Here is a 24,563-nt window from a genome sequence, read left to right on the forward strand (position 1 = left end):
CTACCATACCAGCAACCCTTATTTCATTCATTAATAAGTAGCATCTAATGTCCTAACACTGAAGGTCTTCTTTAATTTTTCCAGACTTAATGTTGTTTGCAAGTGAATCTCAACAGTTTCATTTGGCAACAAATCAAAGTAATTATCCGAAAAGAATCCACTTCCTGAACCTATTGTTAAAAATATATTTTTTGCCAGAACAGCACTTTGCAACTCAATTACAAAACCTTCATTACTTTCTTCAATCTTATAATCTATTTTTGGTTTTGGCAAACTCAACTCTTTAACTGACTTAAAATAAAGCACATTATTAGCAATTTGTTCACCATCCTTCAGCAATTCCACTACTAACAAGTGATTTTTTGGATCAATATCGTTTAAAACATCTACCAAATTTGATTCATAATAGACTGCACTAGAATTCTTTTCTATTATGATATCTTTAGAAATAGATAAAACTTCATTCCCTGAAAAATCAATCATTCTAAGATTCATTTTTGTATTTATTCCTTCCAAACGATCGTTAACAACAGCTATTTTCAAGCTTTCATCTTCTATATATGGAGATATTAAAAGAGGTTCAAATCCTTTCTTTACGTAATATTGTAAAGCTTTCCACTCTTGATAATAATCGGTAGAACTCCATGAGGCAACAGGCCAACAATCGTTAATTTGCCAGTACAAACTTCCCATACAATAAGGCATAGCACGACGATGTCCCTCCAAAGCAATCTTAATTCCTTCGGCTTGCAGAACATGATTTACATACAAAAATGATTCAAAATCCTTTGGCTTTTTGTAATCCTGAAGCATATAGTATTCAATGGTTTCATTACCTATTGAGGATCGTTGATGTGACTTCATTACTTCCGAAAAAATATTATAATCTTCAGGAATGGCATATTTCTTTACTGATTTCATTTCAGGAAAAGATTGAAAACCATACTCACTCATAAATCGTGCAATATGAGTTGCATAATTTTTAAAGGGTTCTTTTCCCCACCAAACACCCCAATAGTGATCATCTCCATTAATTAAATCTGGAACAATTCCAGTACCAGATGAAGGGCTTGAACTCCAGTAAGATCTTGAAGGATCATATTTCTCAACCGCTTCAGGTAAAACTTCATGAAATATATCGGTATATGCTTTCCAAATTTCATCAACATTCTCTGTAGCTTTTCTCTTCCATCCCCAATTGTGCCAAGCGACAAGTATTTCATTATTGCCACACCACAAAGCTATACAGGGATGATTTCTTAAGCGCTTAATATTATACTTTGCTTCTTCTTTTACAGACTTCAAAAATTCCTCATCTCCAGGATACATTGCACAAGCAAACATGAAATCTTGCCAAACTAAAATCCCAGCTTCATCACATAAATCGTAAAAATATTCGTCTTCATAGTAACCGCCTCCCCAAACGCGAAGCATATTCATATTCGACTCTTTGGCTGTATTCACAACCTTCTCTAGTTGTTTTTTACTTACTCTTGATGGGAATATATCATTCGGAATATAGTTGGCACCCTTCATAAATACAGGTACACCATTTACCTTAAAATAGAATGATTTCCCTTTTTCATCCTTTTCTCTTACCAATTCAACAGTTCTAATTCCAATTCTATGATCAGCAACCGTTATTTCTCCTTCAACATCTAATTCAGCATTAATAGTATACAATGGCTGTTCGCCTAGACCATTAGGCCACCATAATTTTGGGTTTTCAATTTTAAAATTAATGCTGTATTCTTTCTTTCCCTTTTTCAGATGAAATTTAGATGTAGCCAGACCTACCTCATTATTTTTGAGATTAATGTTAGCCAATACTTCTTTTTCAGATTCAATCTCGAGTATTGCCGTAAACTCCGCAACATCTTCGTTCAATTTATTTTGTACAATCTGTAAATCAGTAATTCGGTTTACATTCCATGCTTTTAAATAAACAGGTCGCCAAATTCCACTAGTTACCAAACGAGGTCCCCAATCCCATCCATAATGATAACCAGCCTTTCTGGTATAAATACTTACTCTTTTATTACCTTCAACCTGCCCCAATTCTGCCTGATCATTCTCTGCTCCAGGAAATACAAAACCATTTGCATCGTGTAGCTTTAATCCTTCTTTTATTGGTGATCGAAACACAATTTTCAACTCATTTCCTCTACTCTTCAAATGCTTCTTCACATCAACTTCCCAGCCAATAAACATGTTATCAGCCGAAAGCACCAATTCACCATTCACAAATACATCGGCATAGGTATCCAAACCTTTAAAATCAAGAGCAATTCTATCTTTATTTAGCACATCAGCTCCAATATCAAATCTTGTTTTATAGATCCAATCTTTCTTATCAATCCATTGCAAATTTCTTTCATTTAAACGATAAAACGGATCTTCAATTTTCTCATTAGCTAACAAATCAGTATGCACACAACCCGGAACTTCTGCAGGTAGCCAATCATCTTTATCCATTTGAGAAAAATGCCAATTGGTATTTAATTCTTCCACAATCATTAAAGGTTCTTTCTTCGATTGACATGCCGTTAATGAAAAAAGAATTGCGATAAATAATATAGTTGATCTTGTCATGGAAGTAAATGTAGCATTTTGTTGACAATAATACTTTCAATCTCTGAGTAGAATAACTTAATATCATCTTAAAAGATCAACACTATTAAGAATTTATATAAATAACTCTCTTTTAGAAAAACTGTTTAATTTCTTAAAAAGTCAGAAGACACAAAGCACTTAGTGTACTTTTAACAATTACATCTAGCATTCGTTTGCAAAAAATTGAAAATCAATTTTTGTCATTTCTAAAAAAGAGTTTACATTAGCGTCAAAACATACTTAGTGTAGTTTTAACACAAACTTAAATTAAAGCTAATAATTACTGACTTATAGCATGACAAATAGAATACTAAACCCATATATATCTGTTGACTGTGTAATTTTTGGTTACAACGGTAAAGAGCTACAGGTTCTTCTTGTAGATAGAACACTAATAAGTGAAACCGATGGAACAATAGAGTTCTCGGATCTTACCTTAACAGGAAATCACTTGTACGAAGATGAAACCATTGAAGAGGCGGCTTATCGTGTTCTTTTCGATTTAACTGGATTGAACAATGTATTTCTAGATCAATTCAAAGCATTCGCTCATCCCGATCGTTTGAAAAAAGAAAGAGACAGAAGATGGTTACTTCATGATGGTAGAGATCCTGACAAAAGAATTGTATCAATTGGATTCTTCTCCCTATTGGCAACTCAGGATGTAACACTGGAATGGAAAGGAAGAAATGTAAAATGGGTTCCTCTTTCAGAAATTGGAGAATTGGCTTTCGATCACAACCAAATTGTTGAAGAAGCCTTAAGATCACTTAGAAGTAAAATGAAGCACGAACCAATCGGTTTCGAGTTACTTCCCGAAAAGTTCAGCCTTACTGAGATGCAACATGTATACGAAGTGATACTTGGAACTGAATTGGACAAGAGAAATTTCAGAAAGAAAATTGCACGCATGAAATATCTGGTTCCATTGGATGAAAAGCAAAAAGGCGTTGCGCACAAACCTGCCAGACTTTATGTGTTTAGTCGTGATGTGTACGAGAAAACCAGAAAAGAAATGTTTGATTTTACTGTGTAAAGAAAATGAGTTTGACTTCTAAAATATCAATAAAAGAGAAAATTGGTTACGCTTTAGGTGATGGTGCAGCAAACATCGCCTGGCGTGGAGTAGCTACATTTCTATTCATTTTTTACACAGATGTTTTTGGTCTGGCACCTGCAGCAGTTGGAGTATTGATGTTGGTTGCTCGTTCATCGGATGGAATCAGTGACGTATTAATGGGCATAGCAGGCGATAGAACCAATACCAGATATGGTAAATTCAGACCCTGGATTTTATTTACAGCCATCCCTCTTGGCGTTATTCTATCACTTCTCTTTACCTCTCCGAATCTTTCGGATACTGGAAAAATCATTTATGCTTATACTACCTACATTTTATTCACACTAATTTACACAGCCAACAATATTCCTTACGGGGCACTAATGGCGGTAATGACAGGTGATGATAAGGAAAGAACAAGTATTGGTTCGTACCGAATGGTTGGCGCTTTTGCAGGTGGTATGCTGGTACAGGGAGCTCTCCTATTTTTGGTTGCCAATTTTGGAAACATCAACCCAAATATCAAAGTTCAAGAACTTGAAAAAGACAAATTCCAGGTTACGGTATCGGCTTATAATGATATCGAAAATGTAAACATCAAAACCAAAAATGGGATTGCCAATTTCATTTGGGAGAATAATACTAACACGGACAACACGCCAACACCGGGAAAGAGTTTCAGTATAGAATCAAACAAAGAATATGCATTCATTGTAAGTGGTGAAGAAAATTTGAATAAAGATCAAATAATTGTAATCGATCAGAAAAGTGGTTACTCCTATTCTATGTATTTGATGGCTGTTTTTTTAGCGCTGTTCATGTTAATTACATTTTGGAGCACGAAGGAAAGAATTCACCCCCCTAAAGAACAAGAGAACAATCTGCTGAAAGATTTAAAAGATTTAGTGCAGAACAAACCATGGTTGGTATTATTAACCATTGGCTTGATTTTTAGCATCTACAATTCAATTAAGCAAGGTATTGTAGTGATTTATTTCACTCACTATCTGCACAATCAATTACTGGCAGCATCTTTTATGGTTGCCCTTATGTTTGCTTCGATTGCTGGTGCTATGATTACAGCTCCTCTAAGCAAAAAATTAGGAAAGAAAAAACTATTTATTTACGCACTTATATTCTCAGGAATCACCAATGCATCTATCATATTTTGTGGATCAACTGATATTTCAGCAATTTTCGTTTTAGGAATTGTATCGGAGTTTGCCGCTGCTATTTTCCCAACACTATTCTTTGCTATGCTTGGTGATGCTGCCGATTATTCTGAATTCAAAAATGGTCGTCGTGCCACTGGTTTAATTTATTCTGCCGGTTCATTTGCTACCAAATTTGGAGGAGGTCTTGCTGGTGCCATTATAGGCTTTGTTTTGGCTGCCTTCCATTACAATGGACAGGATCATATTGCCATACAAGGAGCTATTCCAGGAATTAAAATGCTAATGAGTTGGATACCTGCAATTATAGCAATCTTAGGTGCCCTATTCATGACTATTTATCCATTAAATCAGAATAAAATGGATAAAATTACAAGAGAGTTAGAAACAAGAAGATTAACAAGTTAATTCAAAATATTATGAAGTACGGTTTCTTTGACGATGCCAATAAGGAGTATGTAATTAACTCACCAAAAACACCATTTCCTTGGATCAATTACCTTGGAAATAAGGATTTTTTCGGGTTGATTTCGAATACAGCGGGAGGATATACATTTTACAAAGATGCCAAGTTCCGTAGATTAACAAGATATCGTTACAATAACGTTCCTGTTGATACAGGAGGACGTTACTACTATATTAAAGATGAAGATACAGTTTGGAATCCTGGCTTTAAACCTACACAAACTGCATTAGATCATTACGAATGTCGTCATGGTTTAGGATATACGCGATTTCTAAGCAAGAAAAATGATATTTCTTCAGACCTTCTTTGTTTTATTCCATTGGATTATATGGGAGAAGTTCACCTTTTGAAGTTGAAAAATGATTCAAATCAAGCTAAAAAAATAAAGTTGTTCTCTTTTGCAGAATGGTGCCTTTGGAATGCCGAAGATGATATGACCAACTTCCAACGTAATCTGTCAACTGGTGAAGTTGAAGTTGAAGGATCAACCATCTATCACAAAACGGAATACAAAGAGCGCAGAAATCATTTCGCTTTCTTCTCTGTAAATGCTGATATCGATGGTTTTGATACAGATCGAGAATCTTTCGTAGGAATACACAATGGTTTCAACAATCCGGAAGTGATTGAAGTAGGTAAAGCTAAAAACAGTATAGCACACGGATGGTCGCCAATTGCTTCGCATTATATCGAGATTGAATTGCAGCCCGGAGAAAAGAGAGAATTCGTTTTTACATTGGGATATGTGGAGAATAAGCAAGAAGAGAAGTGGAGTTCTAAAGGTGTAATCAACAAAAGCAAAGCAGTTGAAATGCTGAAGCAGTTTGATTCATCTTCGAAAGTAGATGCGGCATTCAATAACCTGCAATCCTATTGGAGTAAATTACTTGAAACTTACCAGTTGCAAAGCTATGAACCAGAATTGAACCGAATGGTGAACATCTGGAATCAATACCAATGTATGGTTACCTTTAATATGTCGCGAAGTGCCAGCTTCTTCGAAAGTGGTATTGGTCGCGGAATGGGTTTTAGGGATTCAAACCAGGATTTAATTGGTTTTGTACACCAAATTCCAGAATTGGCTCGCGAGCGAATTTTAGATATAGCAGCAACACAATTCGAGGATGGTGGATGCTACCATCAATATCAACCTTTAACAAAAATGGGCAACCATGCTTTGGGTGGAGATTTTAATGATGATCCATTGTGGTTGATTCTTTCTGTTACTGCATACATCAAGGAAACCGGAGACTTTGGAATACTCGAAGAACAAGTTCCCTTTGATAATGATGAGAGCAAAGCCAAGAGTTTATTTGAGCATTTGCATGCTTCTTTTTATCATGTAGTGAACAATTTGGGACCTCATCAATTGCCACTTATTGGTCGTGCCGATTGGAATGACTGCTTGAACCTGAATTGCTTTTCTGATAATCCAAATGAATCATTTCAAACCACAGGTAACAAAAAAGGAAGAACTGCTGAATCACTAATGATTGCCGGATTGTTTGTTGTTTATGGCAAAGAGTACGTGAAGCTTTGCAAGAGAATTGGCAAAGATCAGGATGCTAGTAAAGCTCAAAAGCATGTAGATAACATGAGCGGAGCTGTAAAAATGAGTGGTTGGGATGGAGATTGGTACCTACGAGCTTACGACTATTTTGGCAATAAAGTAGGATCGAAAGAGAATGAGGAAGGTAAGATCTTTATAGAATCGCAAGGATGGTGTACAATGGCTGAAATTGGAGCTGAAGATGGCATGCCTGAAAAAGCACTGAATAGTGTAAAAGAAATGCTGGATACACCTTATGGTATTGTTCTCAACAATCCAGCTTTCACTGAATATAAAATTGAATATGGCGAAATATCTACTTACCCTGCAGGATATAAAGAGAATGCAGGTATTTTCTGTCACAACAATCCCTGGATAATTATTGGTGAAACCTTATTGGGAAGAGGAGATCAGGCATGGGAATATTTTAAGAAAATATGTCCTGCTTATTTAGAAGAAATAAGTGAATTGCATAAAGTAGAGCCTTACGTTTATTGCCAAATGATTGCTGGAAAGGATGCTTTTAAACCTGGAGAAGGAAAAAATAGTTGGTTGACTGGCACAGCATCCTGGAATTTCTATACAGCAACACAATACATACTAGGCATACAACCTGATTATGATGGATTGAGAATTGATCCATGTATTCCAAAGGAGTGGAAAGAATATTCGGTTACTCGAAAATTCAGAGGTGCAACTTATTTCATCCATATTACCAATCTACATGAAAAATGTAAGGGTGTTAAATCAATAAAAATAAACGGAGAAAAAATAAATGGAAACATTATTCCCGTTCAAAAACCAGGAGAATATAAGATTGAAATTGCATTAGAATAATTAGAAACAGATAGAATTCTAACCCTAAATATACCCGATATGAATGATTTCAATATTAATACAAATAAAAGATGCCGAAAGGAGTTGTTGGTCCAGTCCTTCCGGCAAATAATTCATAACAAATTAACGCTAATGAATCACTTCAAATTTATGAAAAAATCTAACAATTCTAGGGCAACCTTATCCTATTCGGATAATGGTAAGCAAACGAGTGGGAATTGGTTGATGAAACCAGCTCTCTTTCTACTAGCTGTTTTAATGAGTACAGCTATGGTTTTTGCTCAAAATTCGGATAAAACAATTTCCGGTAAAGTAACCGATTCATCTGGTCTTGGTCTACCAGGTGTTAACATCTCTATTAAGGGAACAACCATTGGTACAGTTTCTAATATCGATGGAGATTACAGTATCACCGCAAGTCCCGAAAACCATATCGTATTTAGTTTTATTGGTCACACCACACAAGAGATTTTTGTTGGCGATCAAACTACAATCAACGTAGTAATGATGGAAGATGCACTAAGTGTAGACGAAGTTGTTGTTATTGGTTATGGTGTTAAAAAAAAGAGTTTGGTTACCGGATCCATCTCCAGTGTAAAATCTGAAGACATTCAAAATGTTCCTGTTTCAAGAGCCGATCAAGCCATTCAAGGTAAAACTGCTGGTGTTTCTATCCTATCTACTTCAGGTTCTCCTGGAGCAGGTGCTAAAATTAGAATTCGCGGTGTCAACTCAAACGGAAATTCCAATCCATTGTTTATTGTTGATGGAATGAAAACTGGTGATATCAATAATATTGATCCGGGTGATATTGAATCTATGGAAGTTCTTAAAGATGCAGCCTCGGCAGCAATTTATGGTACCGAAGGTGCAAATGGTGTAATCATGATTACGACCAAGAGCGGTAAACCTGGAGCTTCTAAAATTTCTTATGATTTTCAATATGGATTCCAATCCTCACGAAGCGATTTGGATTTGATGAATGCTGAAGAATATAAAAATTGGATGGAAGAATCTGGCGCAGGAACTGTTACTTTAAATGGAAACGATACCGATTGGTTAGACGAACTTTTTGAAGTTGCACCAATGCAAAAGCATCACTTAAGCTTCTCAGGTGGTAGCGAAAAAACAACCTACCTAATTTCCGGTTCATACTATTCTCAGAATGGTATTGTTGGTGATGATAAGGCAAAATACGAACGTTTTACTGCTCGCGCGAATGTAAAAAGTCAACTTAAGGAATGGTTAGAGGTTGGAAATAGCTTTAGTTTCTCACACTCAAAACAAAAATACATTGGTGAAGATGATGAGTACAGAAGTCCTGTAAATTCAGCTCTTTTACTTGATCCTTTAACTCCTGTAACATATGAAGATACTCCTGCTAGAGTACAAGATCTTCTTGATAAAGGAAACACAATTCTAAAAAACAAAAGTGGCAAATACTACGGTTTACCTGAGTATGCAACAGGTGAAATTTCTAACCCTCTTGCATTATTGGACACCTATAGAAATAACATTATTCAGGACAAAATTCTTGGAAATGTTTATGCAACCATTAAACCTATCAAAGGACTTTCTTTTACTTCCAGAATTGGTTTGGATTTAACTTATCAAACCGATCACAACTGGGCTCCTGAATATTACTTCTCAGATGAAAGTAAAAATCCTGAAACCTATGTAAATGATGACATCAACAAATGGTACACCTGGTTATGGGAGAACTTTGCTTCTTACAACAAAGCATTTGGCGATCATGACTTCACAATTTTAGCTGGTTATTCTGCTGAAGAATCAAAAAGTCCAGAATACAACATGCACTCTGGTCCTTTAGCTAAGGAAGGTAGTCAATATGCTCATCAGGGATATGCTACAGGAAATGATGCTGACAAAATAGACGGTAGCTATGAAGAACATGCGATGACTTCATTCTTTGGACGTTTATCATACAACTACCTAAACAGATACATGTTGGAATTTTCGATAAGACGTGATGCTGCGGACGTATTTCCGAAGGATAACCAATCGGCAGTTTTCTCGGCATTTTCTGCAGGTTGGACTATTTCTGAAGAAGATTTCTTCGATATCAAAGGAATCGATTTCCTAAAACTACGTGCCAGTTGGGGTGAAAATGGTAGTAGATCTAACATACCAGGAAATGAAGATCAGATGTTCTATACCTTTGGACACAAATATCCGGGAAGTGATGAAAACGATAATTATCAATCAGGTGCTGCTATTGAAAAACATCCAAATCCTGATTTAAAATGGGAGACTACTGAACAGCTTGACCTTGGTTTTGATTTAAGAGCATTGAATGGAAAGATCTCCTTTTCTGCCGATTATTACCATAAAAAAACAAAGGACTTATTAGCAGAAGGTAGTGGTCCATTATCAACGGGTAGGGATTTTCCTATTCAGAATGTAGGAGATGTTACAAACAAAGGATTTGACTTTGAATTGGGTTACACCAATAGAGATCATGAATTCAAATACAGTGTCAACCTTAATTTATCTACTCTTGATAATGAGGTTACCAGATTGGATGTAGACTCTCCTGTTGAAGGGGATAATTTAAGAGGATACAACTTAACTTGGTTTGAAGAAGGACTCCCAATTTGGTACTTTAAAGGCTTTAAAACTGATGGTGTAAACTCTACAAACGGAGAGGTCAATGTTGTTGATGTTAATGGAGATGGAGAAATCACAGATGCTGACCAAACCTATATTGGAGATCCTCATGCAGATATTTTGTATGGTGCTACCTTCAATGCTCAATACAAAGGATTCGATTTGAATCTTTTTATTCAAGGTTCGAAAGGAAACGATGTATTTATGGGCTGGTTCCGTTCTGACAGACAATTCTCTAACAAGCCAAAATTCATGTATGATGATCGTTGGACACCAAACAACACAAACGCGAGTCGTCCAGCTGCAAATAACGACGACAATCATATTTACCGAAGTGATTTAATGGTTTCTGATGGTTCTTACATGAGAATCAAACAAATCCAATTGGGTTATACTTTACCACAATCAATACTAGAAAAAGTAGGTATCGATCGTGCAAGAGTATTTGTCTCTCTTGATGACTTTTTCACCTTTACTGATTACGAAGGTTTAGATCCTGAAGCAGGAAGTTCTGACAATACACGACAAGGTGTTGATAGAGGATTATATCCAATTGCAGGAAAAGTAATTTTTGGTGTATCTGTAAACTTCTAATATTAAAAACGGAACAAATCAAACGTTTTTTATTCAATAATTAATAACTCATACAAGAAAATGATTGTTGAATAATGACAAGTTCCATCTGATCATAACATGAAAAATATAAACAGATGAAATATTCAAAGTACTATAAATACATAATAGGATTAGCTCTGACTTTTTCTATTGCTTCGTGTAACGAAGATGACTTTCTGGATAAGGAACCTATAGGTAAACTGTCGACTGAAACCTACATGGAAACAGATGCCGAAGTAAAAACAGTAATTGTTGGTATTTACAACTCTATGCAGAATAACTTTTCCAGTGGAGCCTGGGCAAGTGTTTATTTTATTAAAAACTTACCGGCTGATGATTGTTTGGCTGGTTCATCGCCTGGTGATCAAACCGGATATCAAAACATTGATGATTTTGCAATTCAAACCACTAGCGCGAAGATTGAAGGCATTTGGACTAACTTTTACAAAGCGATTAGTTCCGCCAATACCATTATCAATTTAGTTGAGCCGGAAACAGATGCAAAAAAAGAAATGATTGCTGAAGCAAAAGCTCTTCGTGCATATCAATACTTCGAAATGGTTACACTATTTGGTGGTGTACCCCTTATGACTACAAATCCGGTTAGCTCTGCTGATTATCATTTACCAAGATCATCAGCTGAAGAAGTTTATACTCAAATTGAAAAGGATTTTTCTGAAGCTATTGTTGATCTCCCATTAAAGAGTGAGTACAGTGCTCCTGATCAATATCGTTTTTCAAAAGGAACTGCTCAGGCATACTATGGAAAAGCTCTTTTGTATCAGAAAAAGTATGCGGAAGCTGCCACTCAACTTGCCTCTGTTATAAGTAGTAATGAGTACGATCTAGAACCTGACTTTGCTGATGTTTGGACAAAAGAAACAGAATTTGGACAAGAATCATTATTCGAAATTTCATATACCGCACAAGAATCTTATGATTGGGGAAATTTCCCTTGGGGTGGAGGTAACGAAAACAATATTGAAATTCAATTGCAAGGTCCTCGAAGCAACTTATTCAACATTTCAGGATCAAGTTTAGACATTGCTAATGGTTGGGGTTTTAACATGCCTTCTGCTAAAATTGGTCAGGCTTTTATTGATGCTGGAGATACTGAGCGTGGAAATGCAACGCTAATGTCAGCTGCAGATTTTGAAGCAACTGGTGGAGTTATTGAAGATCCAAATGCTCATGATTACGAAGGATTCATGCGTTTAAAATATGTAACCAAACCATCTGAAACAAGTGAAAGTGGTGTGCCAGATTTGAATTATACCGTAAACTGGCGATTGATGCGCTATGCTGATGTTTTACTAATGGCAGCCGAAGCTTATCACTTTTCAAGTAGTCCGGGACAAGCATTAATTGAGATCAATAAAGTAAGATCTCGTGCAGGTTTATCAGATATTACAGGATCAGATGATATGTTTCAGGCTATTGTTAGTGAACGACAGTTAGAGCTCGCTTTTGAAGGAAGCAGATATTGGGATTTAGTTCGTTGGGATCTTGCAGTTCAAGAGCTTGGGAATTTAGGATACACGGCTAACAAACACGAGTTGTTTCCTATTCCTCAAAATGAAATTATTGCGAATAATGCAATGAGTGAAACTGATCAGAATCCTGGTTATTAAAAACAACTACATACAATTATAAAAAGACTACCTCACTTGGAGGTAGTCTTCCCCTATTTTATGGATTAAGAACCATTTACTATGAAAAGATACATTCCAATTTTAGCAATTGTACTCGTTGCTTGTACTCAACCTAAGAGTACAGAATCTGTTCAAACAGCTACTTCTTTTAGTGTAAAAGGAAAAAAAGCAAGAGTAATCACCACCGCAAAAGATACCGACTTGCGCTTGAGTAATACCGGTGAAATTGCATTTACGAAATCAGAGCAAGCCAAGGAAACCGAGAACTCGATTTTTGTGAATCCCAACAATACTTTTCAAAGCTTTATTGGAATTGGAGGAGCAATAACAGATGCCTCTGCAGAAGTTTTTGCTAAACTTTCAAAAGAAAATCAGGAAGAATTATTAAATGCCTATTATTCCAAAGAAGGTATCGATTACACCTTAATGCGAACATCAATTCACTCTTGTGATTTTAGTAAAGGGAACTTTACCTATATTGAAGAAGGTGATAAAGAATTAAAGACATTTTCCATTGACGTTGATAAAGAATATCGATTGCCTATGATTAAAAGAGCAATTGAAAAAGCAGGTGGAAGTATGCTATTTTATGCAAGTCCATGGAGCCCACCAGCTTTCATGAAGGATAACAAGAACATGCTGCAAGGAGGAAAATTATTACCTGAATTTTACGATTCCTGGGCTAAATACTATGCAAAATTCATAAAGGCATACGAGAAAGAAGGAATTCCTGTTTGGGGAATTACCATTCAAAATGAACCAATGGCAGTTCAACGATGGGAATCTTGCATATACACTGCAGAAGAAGAACGTGACTTCCTTAAAAATCACCTCGGTCCAATATTGGAAAAAGAAGGATTGGGAGATAAAAACATAGTGGTATGGGATCACAATCGAGATTTAATTACACATCGAGCAAATACCATATTCGATGATCCTGAATCATCTAAATATGCTTGGGGAACTGGTTTCCATTGGTACGAAACCTGGAGAAAAGGTGAACCAATGTTCGACAATCTACAAAAGATTCAGGAAGCTTATCCTGATAAAAAACTATTATTTACAGAAGGATGTAACGAAAGTTTCGATCCTGAAAAATATCAACATTGGTCAAATGCAGAGAGATATGGTCACTCTATTATTAACGATTTTAATAGGGGAACTGTTGGTTGGACCGATTGGAATATACTTTTGGATGAAACAGGTGGACCAAATCATGTAAATAATTTGTGCTTCGCCCCAATTCATGCAGATACCAGAACAGATAGCCTAATCTATACTCCATCCTATTACTATTTAGGTCATTTTTCAAAATACATTCGCCCTGGGGCAAAAAGAGTTAGTACTGTTTCCAGCATTAGCTTCTTGGAAAGTACGTCATTTCTCAACGAAGATGGGAAAATGATTACGGTTGTAATGAATGATTCTGATCAGAAAATAAATTATAAGCTTTATGTTGGAGCCAATGTTGCTTCGCAAATTGAAATACCTGCAAGAGCAATACAAACCATTATTTATTAAATCAACTTTACAGGCTGCAATTTTAATATATCGATTAACCAAAACCAACCGACATGAAAAATTTATTCTTCATCATACTTCTTTCAATTCTTATAGGAACAATTCCCTTATTTGCACAAAACAGCTCAGAATCAATGGATCAAAAAATAGAGGAAATAATAAAACAGCTAAGTTTAAAAGAAAAGCTTGATATGTGCCATGCTCAATCAAAATTTAGTTCAAAAGGAGTTCCCCGATTAGGAATTCCTGAAATTTGGATGTCCGATGGTCCACATGGTGTTCGTGCTGAGATTGCATGGGATGATTGGAGTCATGCCAATTGGACAAACGACTCCTGCACAGCTTTTCCTGCACTTACCTGTTTAGCCGCCACATTTAATCCTGAATTGTCTTACAAGTATGGAAAAGCCATAGGCGAAGAAGCAAGGTATCGTAAGAAAGATATTCTTCTTGGACCTGGTGTTAACATTTACCGTACTCCTCTAAATGGAAGAAACTTTGAATACATGGGAGAAGATCCATATTTGGCTTCGAAAATGGTAGTTCCCTATATTCATGGAGTACAGGAAAATGGTGTTGCAGCTTGTGTAAAGCATTACGTACTCAACAATCAGGAGCATTGGAGAGATCATATTAATGTGGAATTAAGTGACAGAGCTTTGTATGAAATCTATTTACCTGCTTTTAAAGCAGCAGTTCAAGAAGGAAATGTATGGTCTATTATGGGAGCATACAATCAATACAGAGGTCAATATTGTTGTCACAACGAATTATTAGTAAATAAAATTCTGAAGAGAGACTGGGAATTTGATGGTGTTTTGGTTACCGATTGGGGAGCAACTCACGACACCAAACAAGCTGCACTTTATGGTTTAGATATTGAAATGGGAACCGGAACTGATGGACTTACAAGCTCTTCTAAAAATGCCTACGATAACTATTATCTGGCAAATCCTTTAAGAAAAATGATTGAAAATGGAGAGATTGATGAAAGTGTAGTTGACGAAAAAGTTAAACGCATTCTTCGATTGATGTTCAGAACCAATATGGACAATTCCAGACCTTTTGGAAGTATGAATAGTCAGGAACATTTTGATGTTGCTCGTGAAATTGCACAAGAAGGTATTGTATTATTGAAAAACGAGAACAACTTCTTTCCTATCGATCCTGAAACAACAAAAACAATTGCGGTAATAGGCGAGAATGCTACTCGCATGATGACCATTGGTGGTGGATCATCGGAATTGAAAACCATTCATGAAATATCTCCTTTGGAAGGAATACAGAAACGATTTGCAAATGCAAAAATATTGCATGCAATGGGATATTCGTCAGGTCCTTCGGCATACGGAAGAGTAATTCCTTCTAAACTAAATGCAGATTCTCTTCAATCAGAAGCCATTAAAATTGCCAAACAAGCCGATATGGTTCTGTTTGTAGGAGGATTAAACAAAAATCATCATCAGGATTGTGAAGGTGATGATCGTTTACAATTTTCTCTTCCTTTTGGACAGGATGAACTGCTTTCTGAAATATTAAAAGTAAATCAAAATACAGCAATTGTTCTTGTTAGCGGGAATGCTGTTAAAATGCCTTGGATCTCAAAAGTAAAAGCAATTGCTCAGGTTTGGTATTTAGGAAGTGAAGCCGGAAATGCCATTGCTGATATTCTATCAGGAGATGTAAATCCATCGGGTAAATTACCTTTCACTTTCCCAGTAAAACTGGAAGATAATGCAGCCCATTCATTTGGAGAAATATCCTATCCGGGTGATGGTGTAAACCAGGAATACAAAGAAGATATATTAGTAGGTTATCGTTGGCACGATACAAAAAACATTAAACCTTTATTCGCATTTGGCTATGGGCTTTCATATACTGATTTTGAAATCACCAATGTAAAAACAGACAAAAAGATATACCAAGAAGAGGATGTTATTTCTATTACTTGTGAAATAAAAAATACTGGAAACTTGAGCGGAAAGGAACTTATTCAAGTATATGTAAACGATGTAAAATCCTCGGTTTTAAGACCGCTAAAAGAATTGAAAGGTTTCAAAAAAGTATCTTTAAATTCAGGTGAAAGTAAATCCATTCAAATTGATATTCCAGTAAAAGACTTAGCCTTCTTTGATGATAAAAAAATGAATTGGAAGTTAGAAACCGGACAATTTAAACTAATGATTGGTACATCTTCCAAGAATATCATTAACACAACTAAAATTGATGTAGAATAGATGAGAAAATATTTAATTTTTGGGATAATTTACTTCTTGCTACTTTCGGCTTGTTCCAAACAAGACACAACTGCAAGTAAAGCTGATAAGTTTGTAAATGACTTGATGTCTAAAATGAATTTACAAGAAAAGATTGGTCAATTGAACCAATGTACGAGTAGATGGGAAATGACTGGTCCGGCTCCCAAAAATGATAATATTCAGAATCAACTTGATAATATTAAAAATGGAAAAGTAGGCTCTATGCTTAATGTAAATGGAGCCTCTGAAACTTATGAAGCACAAAAACTGGCTGTAGAAAACAGCCGACTGGGAATTCCAATGATGTTTGCTTACGATGTAATTCATGGTTACAAAACCATGTTTCCTATCCCACTGGCAGAAGCATCATCCTGGGAACCCGAAATGGCAAAACTTTCAGCAGAGGTAGCGGCAAAAGAAGCTTCGGCAGCAGGTCTGCACTGGACATTCGCACCTATGATGGATGTTGGCAGAGATGCTCGCTGGGGACGCGTAATGGAAGGCTGTGGAGAAGATCCTTATTTGGCTAGCATCTTTTCCCTTGCCCGCGTCCAAGGTTTTCAAGGCGATGATCTTTCCGATGATTATACAATTGCTGCTTGTGCCAAGCATTTCGCAGCTTATGGATTTTCAGAATCAGGTAGAGATTACAATACAGTTGACATTGGAAGCTATACACTACACAATATTGTTCTTCCTCCGTTTAAAGCAGTTGCCAATTCGGGAGTTGCCACATTTATGAACTCCTTTAATATTATTAATGGTACACCGGCAACAGCAAATAAATATCTGCAACGAGATTTACTGAAAGGCGAATGGAAATATGAAGGATTTGTGGTATCCGATTGGGGAAGCATTGAGGAAGTAGCTTATCATGGTGCAGCAAAAGATTTAAAAAAAGCTGCAGAAAGGTGTCTTAATGCAGGTTCGGATATGGATATGGAATCGGATGCTTATCTGCCCTATTTAAAAGAATTGGTAGCAGAAGGAAAAGTTGATGAAAACTTAATTGATGATGCAGTCCGCCGTATTTTAAAAATTAAATACAAGCTAGGATTGTTTGATGATCCATACAAATATTCAAATCCAGAGAGAGAAAAAGAACGGATTTACAATGAAGAAAATAGATCTGCTGCAAGAAAAGTTGCCAAACGATCGATGGTCTTGCTAAAAAATAACAGACAAATCCTTCCTCTTTCAAAAGAGATCAAATCATTAGCCATAATTGGTCCATTAGCCAATGATAAAGATGTTCCATTAGGAAGTTGGCGAGCAAAAGCAATTACCAACTCTGCTGTATCATTACTTGAAGGTGTTAAGGCAGCAGTATCGCCCAATACAAAAATTAATTACGCTAAAGGTTGTGACCTAACTGTTGGGGAAAGAAGTTTCTTACAAGAACTCACCTACAACAATAATGACAGATCTGAATTTTCAGAAGCCATTAAAGCTGCAAAACAATCTGAGGTTGTATTGCTAACAATTGGAGAGGATTGCTGGCAGACAGGAGAAGCAAGAAGTCAAACTGATATACAGTTAAAAGGCTTGCAAATGGAACTGTTCCATGCAATACGTAAAGTAAATAAAAACGTGGTTGTAGTGTTAATGAATGGTCGCCCAATAGCCATTCCCGAACTTGCTGAAAAAGCTGATGCCATTTTAGAAACCTGGTTTGCAGGTAGCGAATCTGGCAATGCAATTGCTGATGTTCTTTTTGGTGATTACAATCCAGCTGGGAAATTGACCATGTCTTTTCCTCGCAATGTTGGACAATGTCCAATTTATTACAATCACATGAAAACTGGTCGTCCTACTCCATCGGGGAATGTATTTTGGTCACACTATACCGATGCTCCAAATACTCCTTTATTTCCTTTCGGATATGGTTTGAGCTACACAAATTTCACCTATTCTCAGGTTAAAATCGATAAAGAATCTTATCAGTTAAACGAATCAATAAAACTTAGTCTTCTATTATCAAATACAGGAAAATATGAAGGTGAAGAAGTAGTACAAGTCTACATTCAGGCTCCTTCAGCATCTTTTGCCAGACCTGTTAAAGAATTAAAAGCTTTCAAGAAAATTAAGCTGGCAGTTAATGAAGAACGAAAAATTATATTCGAATTGAACCAAAAAGATTTAGGATACTATTCTCCTGAAGGTGAGTTTTTATTTGAGAGTGGAGATTATAACATTTACGTTGGAACAAATTCTCAAGAAGTTCAGAAAATAGTAGTTAGTTTTATACAATAATTTAGTTAGTATTATGTGATTTTTTGTACCAATAGGTTGTCATTCGTGACGACCTATTTTTTTTACTAAATCATTGCAATTAAGAAAGGGGAAAAATCCCATTAACCACAATGCACCTTTCCCCTATACTCACCAAATGTTTTTTTATTTGACAATATAAAGTAACACAGAATTAAGTTCGAAACATTTAGCAATATCAACATAAAATTGTGCTAAAACAACATACTGTTAACTGTAAAAACAAAAAAAGTCACCAAAAGGTGACTTCACAATTCTGATCCCCTAAGATCATTAAATATACTAGTAGGTTAATACTCAAGTTTATTATTTTTCCGATACCAATAGCAATCCTGCCAAGACAGATAAGACTCCAAACTTACTCCACCGGGTAATCTTCCAAAACTTCGGACTGTCCAAATACTGATTCAATCGACCTGAAAGAATCGCAATCAAACTAAATACTACTAATGATTGAATCATAAAAATAAATCCCAATACAATCATTTGTATGCTAATATTGATACCTGAATTACTTACAAATTGTGGCAAGAAGGCAATAAAAAATAGTGATACTTTAGGATTTAGAACATTCATTAAGAATCCCTTACGAATCAATTGCATCCAACTCATTGTCTCATTTTCCTGAATCTGCTCATCCTTGTTACTCTTCGATTTATCTCTTAAGGCGGTAATTGCCAAATAAAGTAAGTAGGCAGCACCTAAATACTTAATTACGGAAAAGACCAATGCCGATTGTTGAATAATTAAGGACAAACCTAAAGCTGCTGCCAATGTATGAATCATTACGCCAAGCGATAAACCCATCGAAATAGCAATACCATTTTGGTGCCCTTTCGTAACACTTTCTGTTAATACAAAAATATTATCAGGACCAGGCATAATTGATAAAATCAAGGATGCACTTAAAAAAGACAATACCAATTCTATTTCCATTTCTTACAACTCCTTTTTTAGAAATTCAAAGAAAGCGGGAAATGGATCAGGTGACATTAGCAAAATTCACTTAAAATTGTGCTATTTATAGTTCTCTTGATTTATTGTAGAATATTCTGAAGTTGTTCTTTTAGTTCTGACGGTTTACAACCGAGATTTTTCAAGACAAATCGGCTATAAGAACTCTGACTATCAAAATTGAGTCGATAACTGATTTCCTTGTGTGTTAATTGTTCGATCATAAGCAATCTCTTAATTTCAAGGATTAATAAGCCGTGAATGACCTGCAAAGGTGTTTTTCCAACTTTTTCTTTTAATTCGGTATTCAGCTTACTAAGCGATACATTTAGTTTATTTGCATAAAAAGCCACCGTCCTATTTACCTTAAAATTACATTCAACTAAATCGATAAATTGATTTATCAAATTATCACGAACCATAGCTTCTGATTTTTTAGGTAAAACATCAAGCACCTGATAAAAAACATAGGCAAACAAATGTCGCAACTGCTGAGTTTTAAATTTTTTATCAGAATTGTACAACCTCTTTAATTTTTTAAAACTATCAAATAGGGTATCGAAATTTTCAGAAGTCAATTTCGTATGTGGATTCATCCGTAAAGATGAGGTAAAATCGATATGAGATAGTAAAAGACTGGAGTGTAAAAACTCTTTTGTAAACTGAAGAATGATACCATTTTCCTCGTTAAGACGATTTAACAAATGAACTTGATTAGGCATCACAATATCCAATGTTTTTTCACTTATTGGATATTCGACAAAATCGATCAATTGTGAACCTTCTCCCCCTTTCTCAAACAAAATAAATTCAAAGTAATCATGCCTATGCTTTTTCTTATAATCATACATAGGATTATGCTTGACATCTACAATTTGAAAGGACAAATGATCGTGATTCGCATTTTGTAATTCAAGAATTTTCATGGCAGTCATTCTCTTTTTAAAAGATTGTGTAATCATAATCAGGGGACTGCAAGCTAACTTTTTTTAGGGAATAAACAATAAATCATTCCTAATTCCTGCCAATTAATTAGCTTCCCGTAAATAGTTTCACTCCTATACAAGCCACATTTTTTTTAAAGCTTTCTCCTCCGAAAGTGGTAACTTAGGCGAATACCGAAAAGTTTGAATCATGAAATACTCAAACATATTGTTGCAGTATAACTCATGAAGTATTCACAAAAAATTGTTGTTTTCACCTCCTATCTTCCGCCCAATTCTTTTCTTAATCGACTTATGGTAACAGCCGATACCCCCAAATAGGATGCAATATCTTTTAAGGGTACTCTTTCCTTCACATTCTGATTTTGTCCAATTAAGCTGAGATATTTTTCTTTCGCTGTTAATGCCTTATACTCATCCAATTCCTTTACTGTTTTTATAAAAACATTTTCCATGAAGCAACGTCCCCAATTTGCCCAATCCAAATAATCCTGAAACAAAGATTTCACATGAACTATTTTCACTCTATAAAACAAACTATCTTCAATCAATTCGGTGGTTTCGTGCATATACGACATGTTGATATAAGAATTTAGAGAAAAACAAATGTCGCCTTCGAAACCGAACCAAACCACTTGTTTGTTGCCCTTATCATCGATATAATGATTCTTCACAGCTCCTTTTTCGATAAAATATAAAAAAGGTGACGACCTATGTTCATGTATCAAAATATCGCCCTTCTTCAAACGGAAAGGTTCAAGCTCACTAATGATAAGATCTTTGCTTTGATTCGACAACTTATAATACCTATCGATGGCAGACATTACATTCCTCATAAAAACAATTTTCGATTAAGACTTAACAAATGTAAAGCAAAAAGCTATTAGACTAAAATATATTTGCAGTCAGAACAAACAGGGTATAGAAATACAACGACTCGTTTGCATCGGATATTTGTTTTGCCACATTTCACAGCTTGAAATCCGTAACGCCAGTTTCGAAAAGAGTACAAAACAAAAGAGGTAAACTATAGGGTAAGCTTTCGTTTTATTCCCATTTCATTTATTAACAACATCTGTATTTCAATTGCAGAATATCTTATTTGTTTGTGAAAATATCACTTAGCATTTAAGATATAGGATTGAGTATACAGGTCAATTTTAAGCTTATTATGAGATTTTGGAAGCAAGAAACTGGTGAATACAAAAAGACACTTTCACTAAGCATTCCTGTGATTATCGCACAGGCAGGACAAATTACCGTCGGATTAATCGACAATGTAATGATTGGACAATTGGGTACCATACCCTTTGCCGCGGCATCATTCACAAACACCTTATTCAGTCTGGTATTGATATTCGGAATGGGATATTCCTTTGCCTTAACCCCGCTAATTGGCAAAAGCTGGGGCGAAAAAGATCACGATTCAATAGGATCATGGATAAAAAATGGGATACTCGCCAATGCCTTTATGGGCGTAGCTTTAGCCTTACTATTACTGATTTTATATGTATTGATTCCTTACATGGGACAACCCGAATCCATCCTGAAACCTTCGCGGGATTATTTGGCAATATTAATGACATCGGTAATCCCAATGATGGTATTTTATGGCTACAAACAATTTGCCGAAGGTGTGGGCGATACAAAAACAGCCATGAAAATTATGCTTTGGGCTAATGTGATAAACACGATGGGTAATTATGTGTTTATGTATGGTAAATTTGGCGCTCCCGAAATGGGGCTAACTGGTGCGGGTATTGGAACCTTATTGGCTCGAATATTTATGGCTCTCTCTTTTATCATTCTTTTTTATAGAAATAATAAATTCAAACTCTTCGCGAAATTGCACAAGCAAAGCGTTTTCTCCTGGAACAGATTTGTAGGTATTATAAAACTGGGAATTCCTTTGGGCGGACAAATTGTGATGGAAGCTAGTGCTTTTGGTTTATGTGCTATTATGATGGGTTGGCTAACCGAAGCCGACCTGGCTGCACACCAAATAGCAATTACCCTCTCTACCCTCGGTTTCATGATTTATCAGGGCTTAGGAGCTGGTACAACCATCCGTGTTAGTCACTATAAAGGTGAAAACAATAATGATGGGATTATTAGAGCGACTAAAACAGCGATGAATTTAATGTACCTCTATTCTGCTATTATTGTTATTGTATTTATAGGTGCACGCCATCTGTTACCTCTCCTATTTACAAAAGATATTACAGTTATAAACCTGGCGGCACAAATGCTAATTGTTTGTAGTATCTTCCAACTGGTAGATGGAATTCAAATTATACTTGCGGGAACCTTAAGAGGTTTTGCCGATGCTAGAATTCCTGCCATCATCACATTTATCTCCTATTTTCTTATTTCTATTCCATTCAGTTATCTATCTGCTTTTAAATGGAATTTTGGTGCAGTAGGAATTTGGTTCGGATTTCCAGTAGGATTGCTAGTTTGTTCGGTTCTTTTCCAAATACGATACAAATACATCCTTAAAAAGTACTAAGATTATTTTTCCATGGGTGCTGAGGATCAACTCGATTCCAGCACCTCATCGGACACCTCCTGCTTTCCACTTTTGATATAATCTCTTAAGCCATCCAAATTGGCAGTTTGCATGGCTTCAACCGAGAATTCTTCATTATGGAGTTTAAACAAATCTCCACAGCCCGCCTCTTCGAACATGGCAGATAGTTTAGGATATTGTTCTGCATCCACATTCATAAAAGTACTCAAGCGATCTATCTTCCAGTAAGGCACATCATTTCTTCCCAATCCACAGATCTCTTTTAGTTTATCTCCTTCCGGAGTGGTAGCATGGGTAATAAACAGGAAGGTTCGAATTACAAAATCATCCTTAATAATATTGGCAATAAAGTAACCTACTTTGCATTGAAACAATTTAATTGTAATTAAGATGTAACCGTTACTTAAGATAGTGAATTGAAGTGCATCAAAATTTTCGTATATGGCATAGTTGATAGCTTCTTCATCCAACAAGTCTAACCTTTCCCTTAAGCGTTCCAAGGCATGAGATTGAATATATATATCCAGCATTTTCTTATTTCCGCTATACACCTCTTTTAAGTCTGAAGCATACATTTGCCCATACCAAGGCTCATTATGTATGCGTGGCAAAACAAATCGATAAACCAATCTGGAATTCCCATTAATATCAATTGATTTTTTACTTGCATATCCAACGCCCAACCGATGACCAAATTCTAATGCAGGATTATTTGGATCACAATACGTTTCACGCAGATCCAAGCTATAAATCATATTTCTAACACTCGAAATAGCTGTAACGGTTTTTCTAAATGCAGCTACATAATGCATAGTTATTTGATCAGGACTTAATTCAATTTTACTGGCACTCCCAATATACTGCCACAATTCCATACGCCTTTGAGGTGTAGTATTATTGTTATTCATATTATTAAAATAGCAATACAACAATCCCAATTCAATAGTACTGTACCATTCTCCATCATGACATAACATAGGTTCACGCAATTTCTTTTGAATAATATGTCCAATTCGATTCAGTTCATTGGCACTCGTATTCTGACCTTCGGTTTTGACCGGATTTGGCACCACAATCCGATAAATATACATGTACTTCATTTCTTTTTGTGTAAAACGAAGCTCGTATTTATGAGGAAACTTGTTAATTAAAAATTCATACATCTTTTTTTCAAACACCTTAATACCTTCCTTTCTAGTTAAGGGTTTACGTATAACTTGCTTGTTTTTGCCTTTTTTCTTCTTTTTTGCCATAACAAATAGTCCTCCTTTTCATAAGTATTCCTCAATTTAAGAAATATCTTATTAAAATGTTAACTAATTATTAACTTTTTAGCTGTATTTACATCTTGCTTTTGTTAAATTTAAATCGCGAAAGAACTTTTCGAAAGCAAAACTCTGACAGATCCACGGATGTTGTTAGCATTTTATCGCCCATCTGTCCACCTCAATAATTCCAGACAACAATAAAAAAACTAACAAGATTATGTCTCC

Annotated in this window: 14 protein-coding genes; 9 read left to right on the forward strand and 5 right to left on the reverse strand. The window is 35.7% G+C overall.

Annotated elements, in window-relative coordinates; all coding sequences use genetic code 11:
* Positions 1–30: 30 nt before the first annotated feature.
* On the reverse strand, positions 31–2,592 hold the full coding sequence (locus tag GCQ56_RS09430; protein ID WP_152734225.1) for a glycosyl hydrolase 2 galactose-binding domain-containing protein: 2,562 nt from the start codon (positions 2,590–2,592) through the stop codon (positions 31–33).
* Positions 2,593–2,908: 316 nt separating this feature from the next.
* On the opposite strand from GCQ56_RS09430, the gene GCQ56_RS09435 reads away from it, so the two are divergent.
* The 8 genes from GCQ56_RS09435 (at position 2,909) to bglX (ending at position 18,624) form a co-directional block, all read left to right on the forward strand.
* On the forward strand, positions 2,909–3,649 hold the full coding sequence (locus tag GCQ56_RS09435) for an NrtR DNA-binding winged helix domain-containing protein (RefSeq protein ID WP_152734226.1): 741 nt from the start codon (positions 2,909–2,911) through the stop codon (positions 3,647–3,649).
* A gap of 5 nt (positions 3,650–3,654) precedes the next feature.
* Positions 3,655–5,253, forward strand: coding sequence for an MFS transporter (locus GCQ56_RS09440; protein ID WP_152734227.1), 1,599 nt, complete (start codon positions 3,655–3,657; stop codon positions 5,251–5,253).
* 11 nt (positions 5,254–5,264) lie between these two features.
* Complete coding sequence (locus tag GCQ56_RS09445) at positions 5,265–7,697, forward strand: GH36-type glycosyl hydrolase domain-containing protein (RefSeq protein WP_152734228.1); 2,433 nt, start codon at positions 5,265–5,267, stop codon at positions 7,695–7,697.
* 150 nt (positions 7,698–7,847) lie between these two features.
* Positions 7,848–10,919 (forward strand): TonB-dependent receptor, encoded by a 3,072-nt coding sequence (locus GCQ56_RS09450; RefSeq protein WP_193323758.1) that lies wholly within the window; start codon positions 7,848–7,850, stop codon positions 10,917–10,919.
* 116 nt (positions 10,920–11,035) lie between these two features.
* Positions 11,036–12,571 (forward strand): RagB/SusD family nutrient uptake outer membrane protein, encoded by a 1,536-nt coding sequence (locus GCQ56_RS09455; RefSeq protein WP_152734230.1) that lies wholly within the window; start codon positions 11,036–11,038, stop codon positions 12,569–12,571.
* 81 nt (positions 12,572–12,652) lie between these two features.
* On the forward strand, positions 12,653–14,113 hold the full coding sequence (locus tag GCQ56_RS09460; RefSeq protein WP_152734231.1) for a glycoside hydrolase family 30 beta sandwich domain-containing protein: 1,461 nt from the start codon (positions 12,653–12,655) through the stop codon (positions 14,111–14,113).
* Positions 14,114–14,166: 53 nt separating this feature from the next.
* Entirely contained in the window at positions 14,167–16,350 is a 2,184-nt protein-coding gene (locus tag GCQ56_RS09465) for a glycoside hydrolase family 3 protein (RefSeq protein WP_152734232.1), read from the forward strand.
* Positions 16,351–18,624 (forward strand): beta-glucosidase BglX, encoded by a 2,274-nt coding sequence (bglX, locus tag GCQ56_RS09470; RefSeq protein ID WP_152734233.1) that lies wholly within the window; start codon positions 16,351–16,353, stop codon positions 18,622–18,624.
* A 324-nt stretch (positions 18,625–18,948) separates the two neighbouring features.
* Here bglX and GCQ56_RS09475 read toward each other — a convergent pair whose 3' ends face one another.
* From GCQ56_RS09475 to GCQ56_RS09485, 3 genes are all read right to left on the reverse strand, one after another.
* Entirely contained in the window at positions 18,949–19,578 is a 630-nt protein-coding gene (locus GCQ56_RS09475) for a LysE family translocator (RefSeq protein WP_152734234.1), read from the reverse strand.
* Positions 19,579–19,679: 101 nt separating this feature from the next.
* A complete protein-coding gene (locus GCQ56_RS09480; protein WP_152734235.1) occupies positions 19,680–20,558 on the reverse strand; it encodes a helix-turn-helix domain-containing protein in 879 nt (292 codons plus the stop codon).
* A 242-nt stretch (positions 20,559–20,800) separates the two neighbouring features.
* The gene (locus GCQ56_RS09485) at positions 20,801–21,376 is read right to left on the reverse strand and encodes a Crp/Fnr family transcriptional regulator (RefSeq protein WP_152734236.1); all 576 of its coding nucleotides are present in this window, start codon (positions 21,374–21,376) and stop codon (positions 20,801–20,803) included.
* Between the two features lie 335 nt (positions 21,377–21,711).
* Between GCQ56_RS09485 and GCQ56_RS09490 the strand changes: the two genes are divergently transcribed.
* Positions 21,712–23,049, forward strand: coding sequence for an MATE family efflux transporter (locus GCQ56_RS09490; protein ID WP_152734237.1), 1,338 nt, complete (start codon positions 21,712–21,714; stop codon positions 23,047–23,049).
* A gap of 26 nt (positions 23,050–23,075) precedes the next feature.
* Here the strand turns inward: GCQ56_RS09490 and GCQ56_RS09500 are convergent, their stop codons facing one another.
* Positions 23,076–24,323, reverse strand: a complete 1,248-nt coding sequence (locus GCQ56_RS09500; RefSeq protein WP_152734238.1) for a hypothetical protein — start codon at positions 24,321–24,323, stop codon at positions 23,076–23,078.
* Positions 24,324–24,563: the final 240 nt, after the last annotated feature.

Source organism: Marinifilum sp. N1E240 (genome assembly GCF_009295825.1).
GTDB lineage: Bacteria > Bacteroidota > Bacteroidia > Bacteroidales > Marinifilaceae > Marinifilum_A > Marinifilum_A sediminis.

Bases quoted from the DNA above. Each gene is read 5' to 3' on its own strand.
- GCQ56_RS09430 (WP_152734225.1), bottom strand. From the start codon at position 2,592: ATGACAAGATCAACTATATTATTTATCGCAATTCTTTTTTCATTAACG.
- GCQ56_RS09435 (WP_152734226.1), top strand. From the start codon at position 2,909: ATGACAAATAGAATACTAAACCCATATATATCTGTTGACTGTGTAATT.
- GCQ56_RS09440 (WP_152734227.1), top strand. From the start codon at position 3,655: ATGAGTTTGACTTCTAAAATATCAATAAAAGAGAAAATTGGTTACGCT.
- GCQ56_RS09445 (WP_152734228.1), top strand. From the start codon at position 5,265: ATGAAGTACGGTTTCTTTGACGATGCCAATAAGGAGTATGTAATTAAC.
- GCQ56_RS09450 (WP_193323758.1), top strand. From the start codon at position 7,848: ATGAAAAAATCTAACAATTCTAGGGCAACCTTATCCTATTCGGATAAT.
- GCQ56_RS09455 (WP_152734230.1), top strand. From the start codon at position 11,036: ATGAAATATTCAAAGTACTATAAATACATAATAGGATTAGCTCTGACT.
- GCQ56_RS09460 (WP_152734231.1), top strand. From the start codon at position 12,653: ATGAAAAGATACATTCCAATTTTAGCAATTGTACTCGTTGCTTGTACT.
- GCQ56_RS09465 (WP_152734232.1), top strand. From the start codon at position 14,167: ATGAAAAATTTATTCTTCATCATACTTCTTTCAATTCTTATAGGAACA.
- bglX (WP_152734233.1), top strand. From the start codon at position 16,351: ATGAGAAAATATTTAATTTTTGGGATAATTTACTTCTTGCTACTTTCG.
- GCQ56_RS09475 (WP_152734234.1), bottom strand. From the start codon at position 19,578: ATGGAAATAGAATTGGTATTGTCTTTTTTAAGTGCATCCTTGATTTTA.
- GCQ56_RS09480 (WP_152734235.1), bottom strand. From the start codon at position 20,558: ATGATTACACAATCTTTTAAAAAGAGAATGACTGCCATGAAAATTCTT.
- GCQ56_RS09485 (WP_152734236.1), bottom strand. From the start codon at position 21,376: ATGAGGAATGTAATGTCTGCCATCGATAGGTATTATAAGTTGTCGAAT.
- GCQ56_RS09490 (WP_152734237.1), top strand. From the start codon at position 21,712: ATGAGATTTTGGAAGCAAGAAACTGGTGAATACAAAAAGACACTTTCA.
- GCQ56_RS09500 (WP_152734238.1), bottom strand. From the start codon at position 24,323: ATGGCAAAAAAGAAGAAAAAAGGCAAAAACAAGCAAGTTATACGTAAA.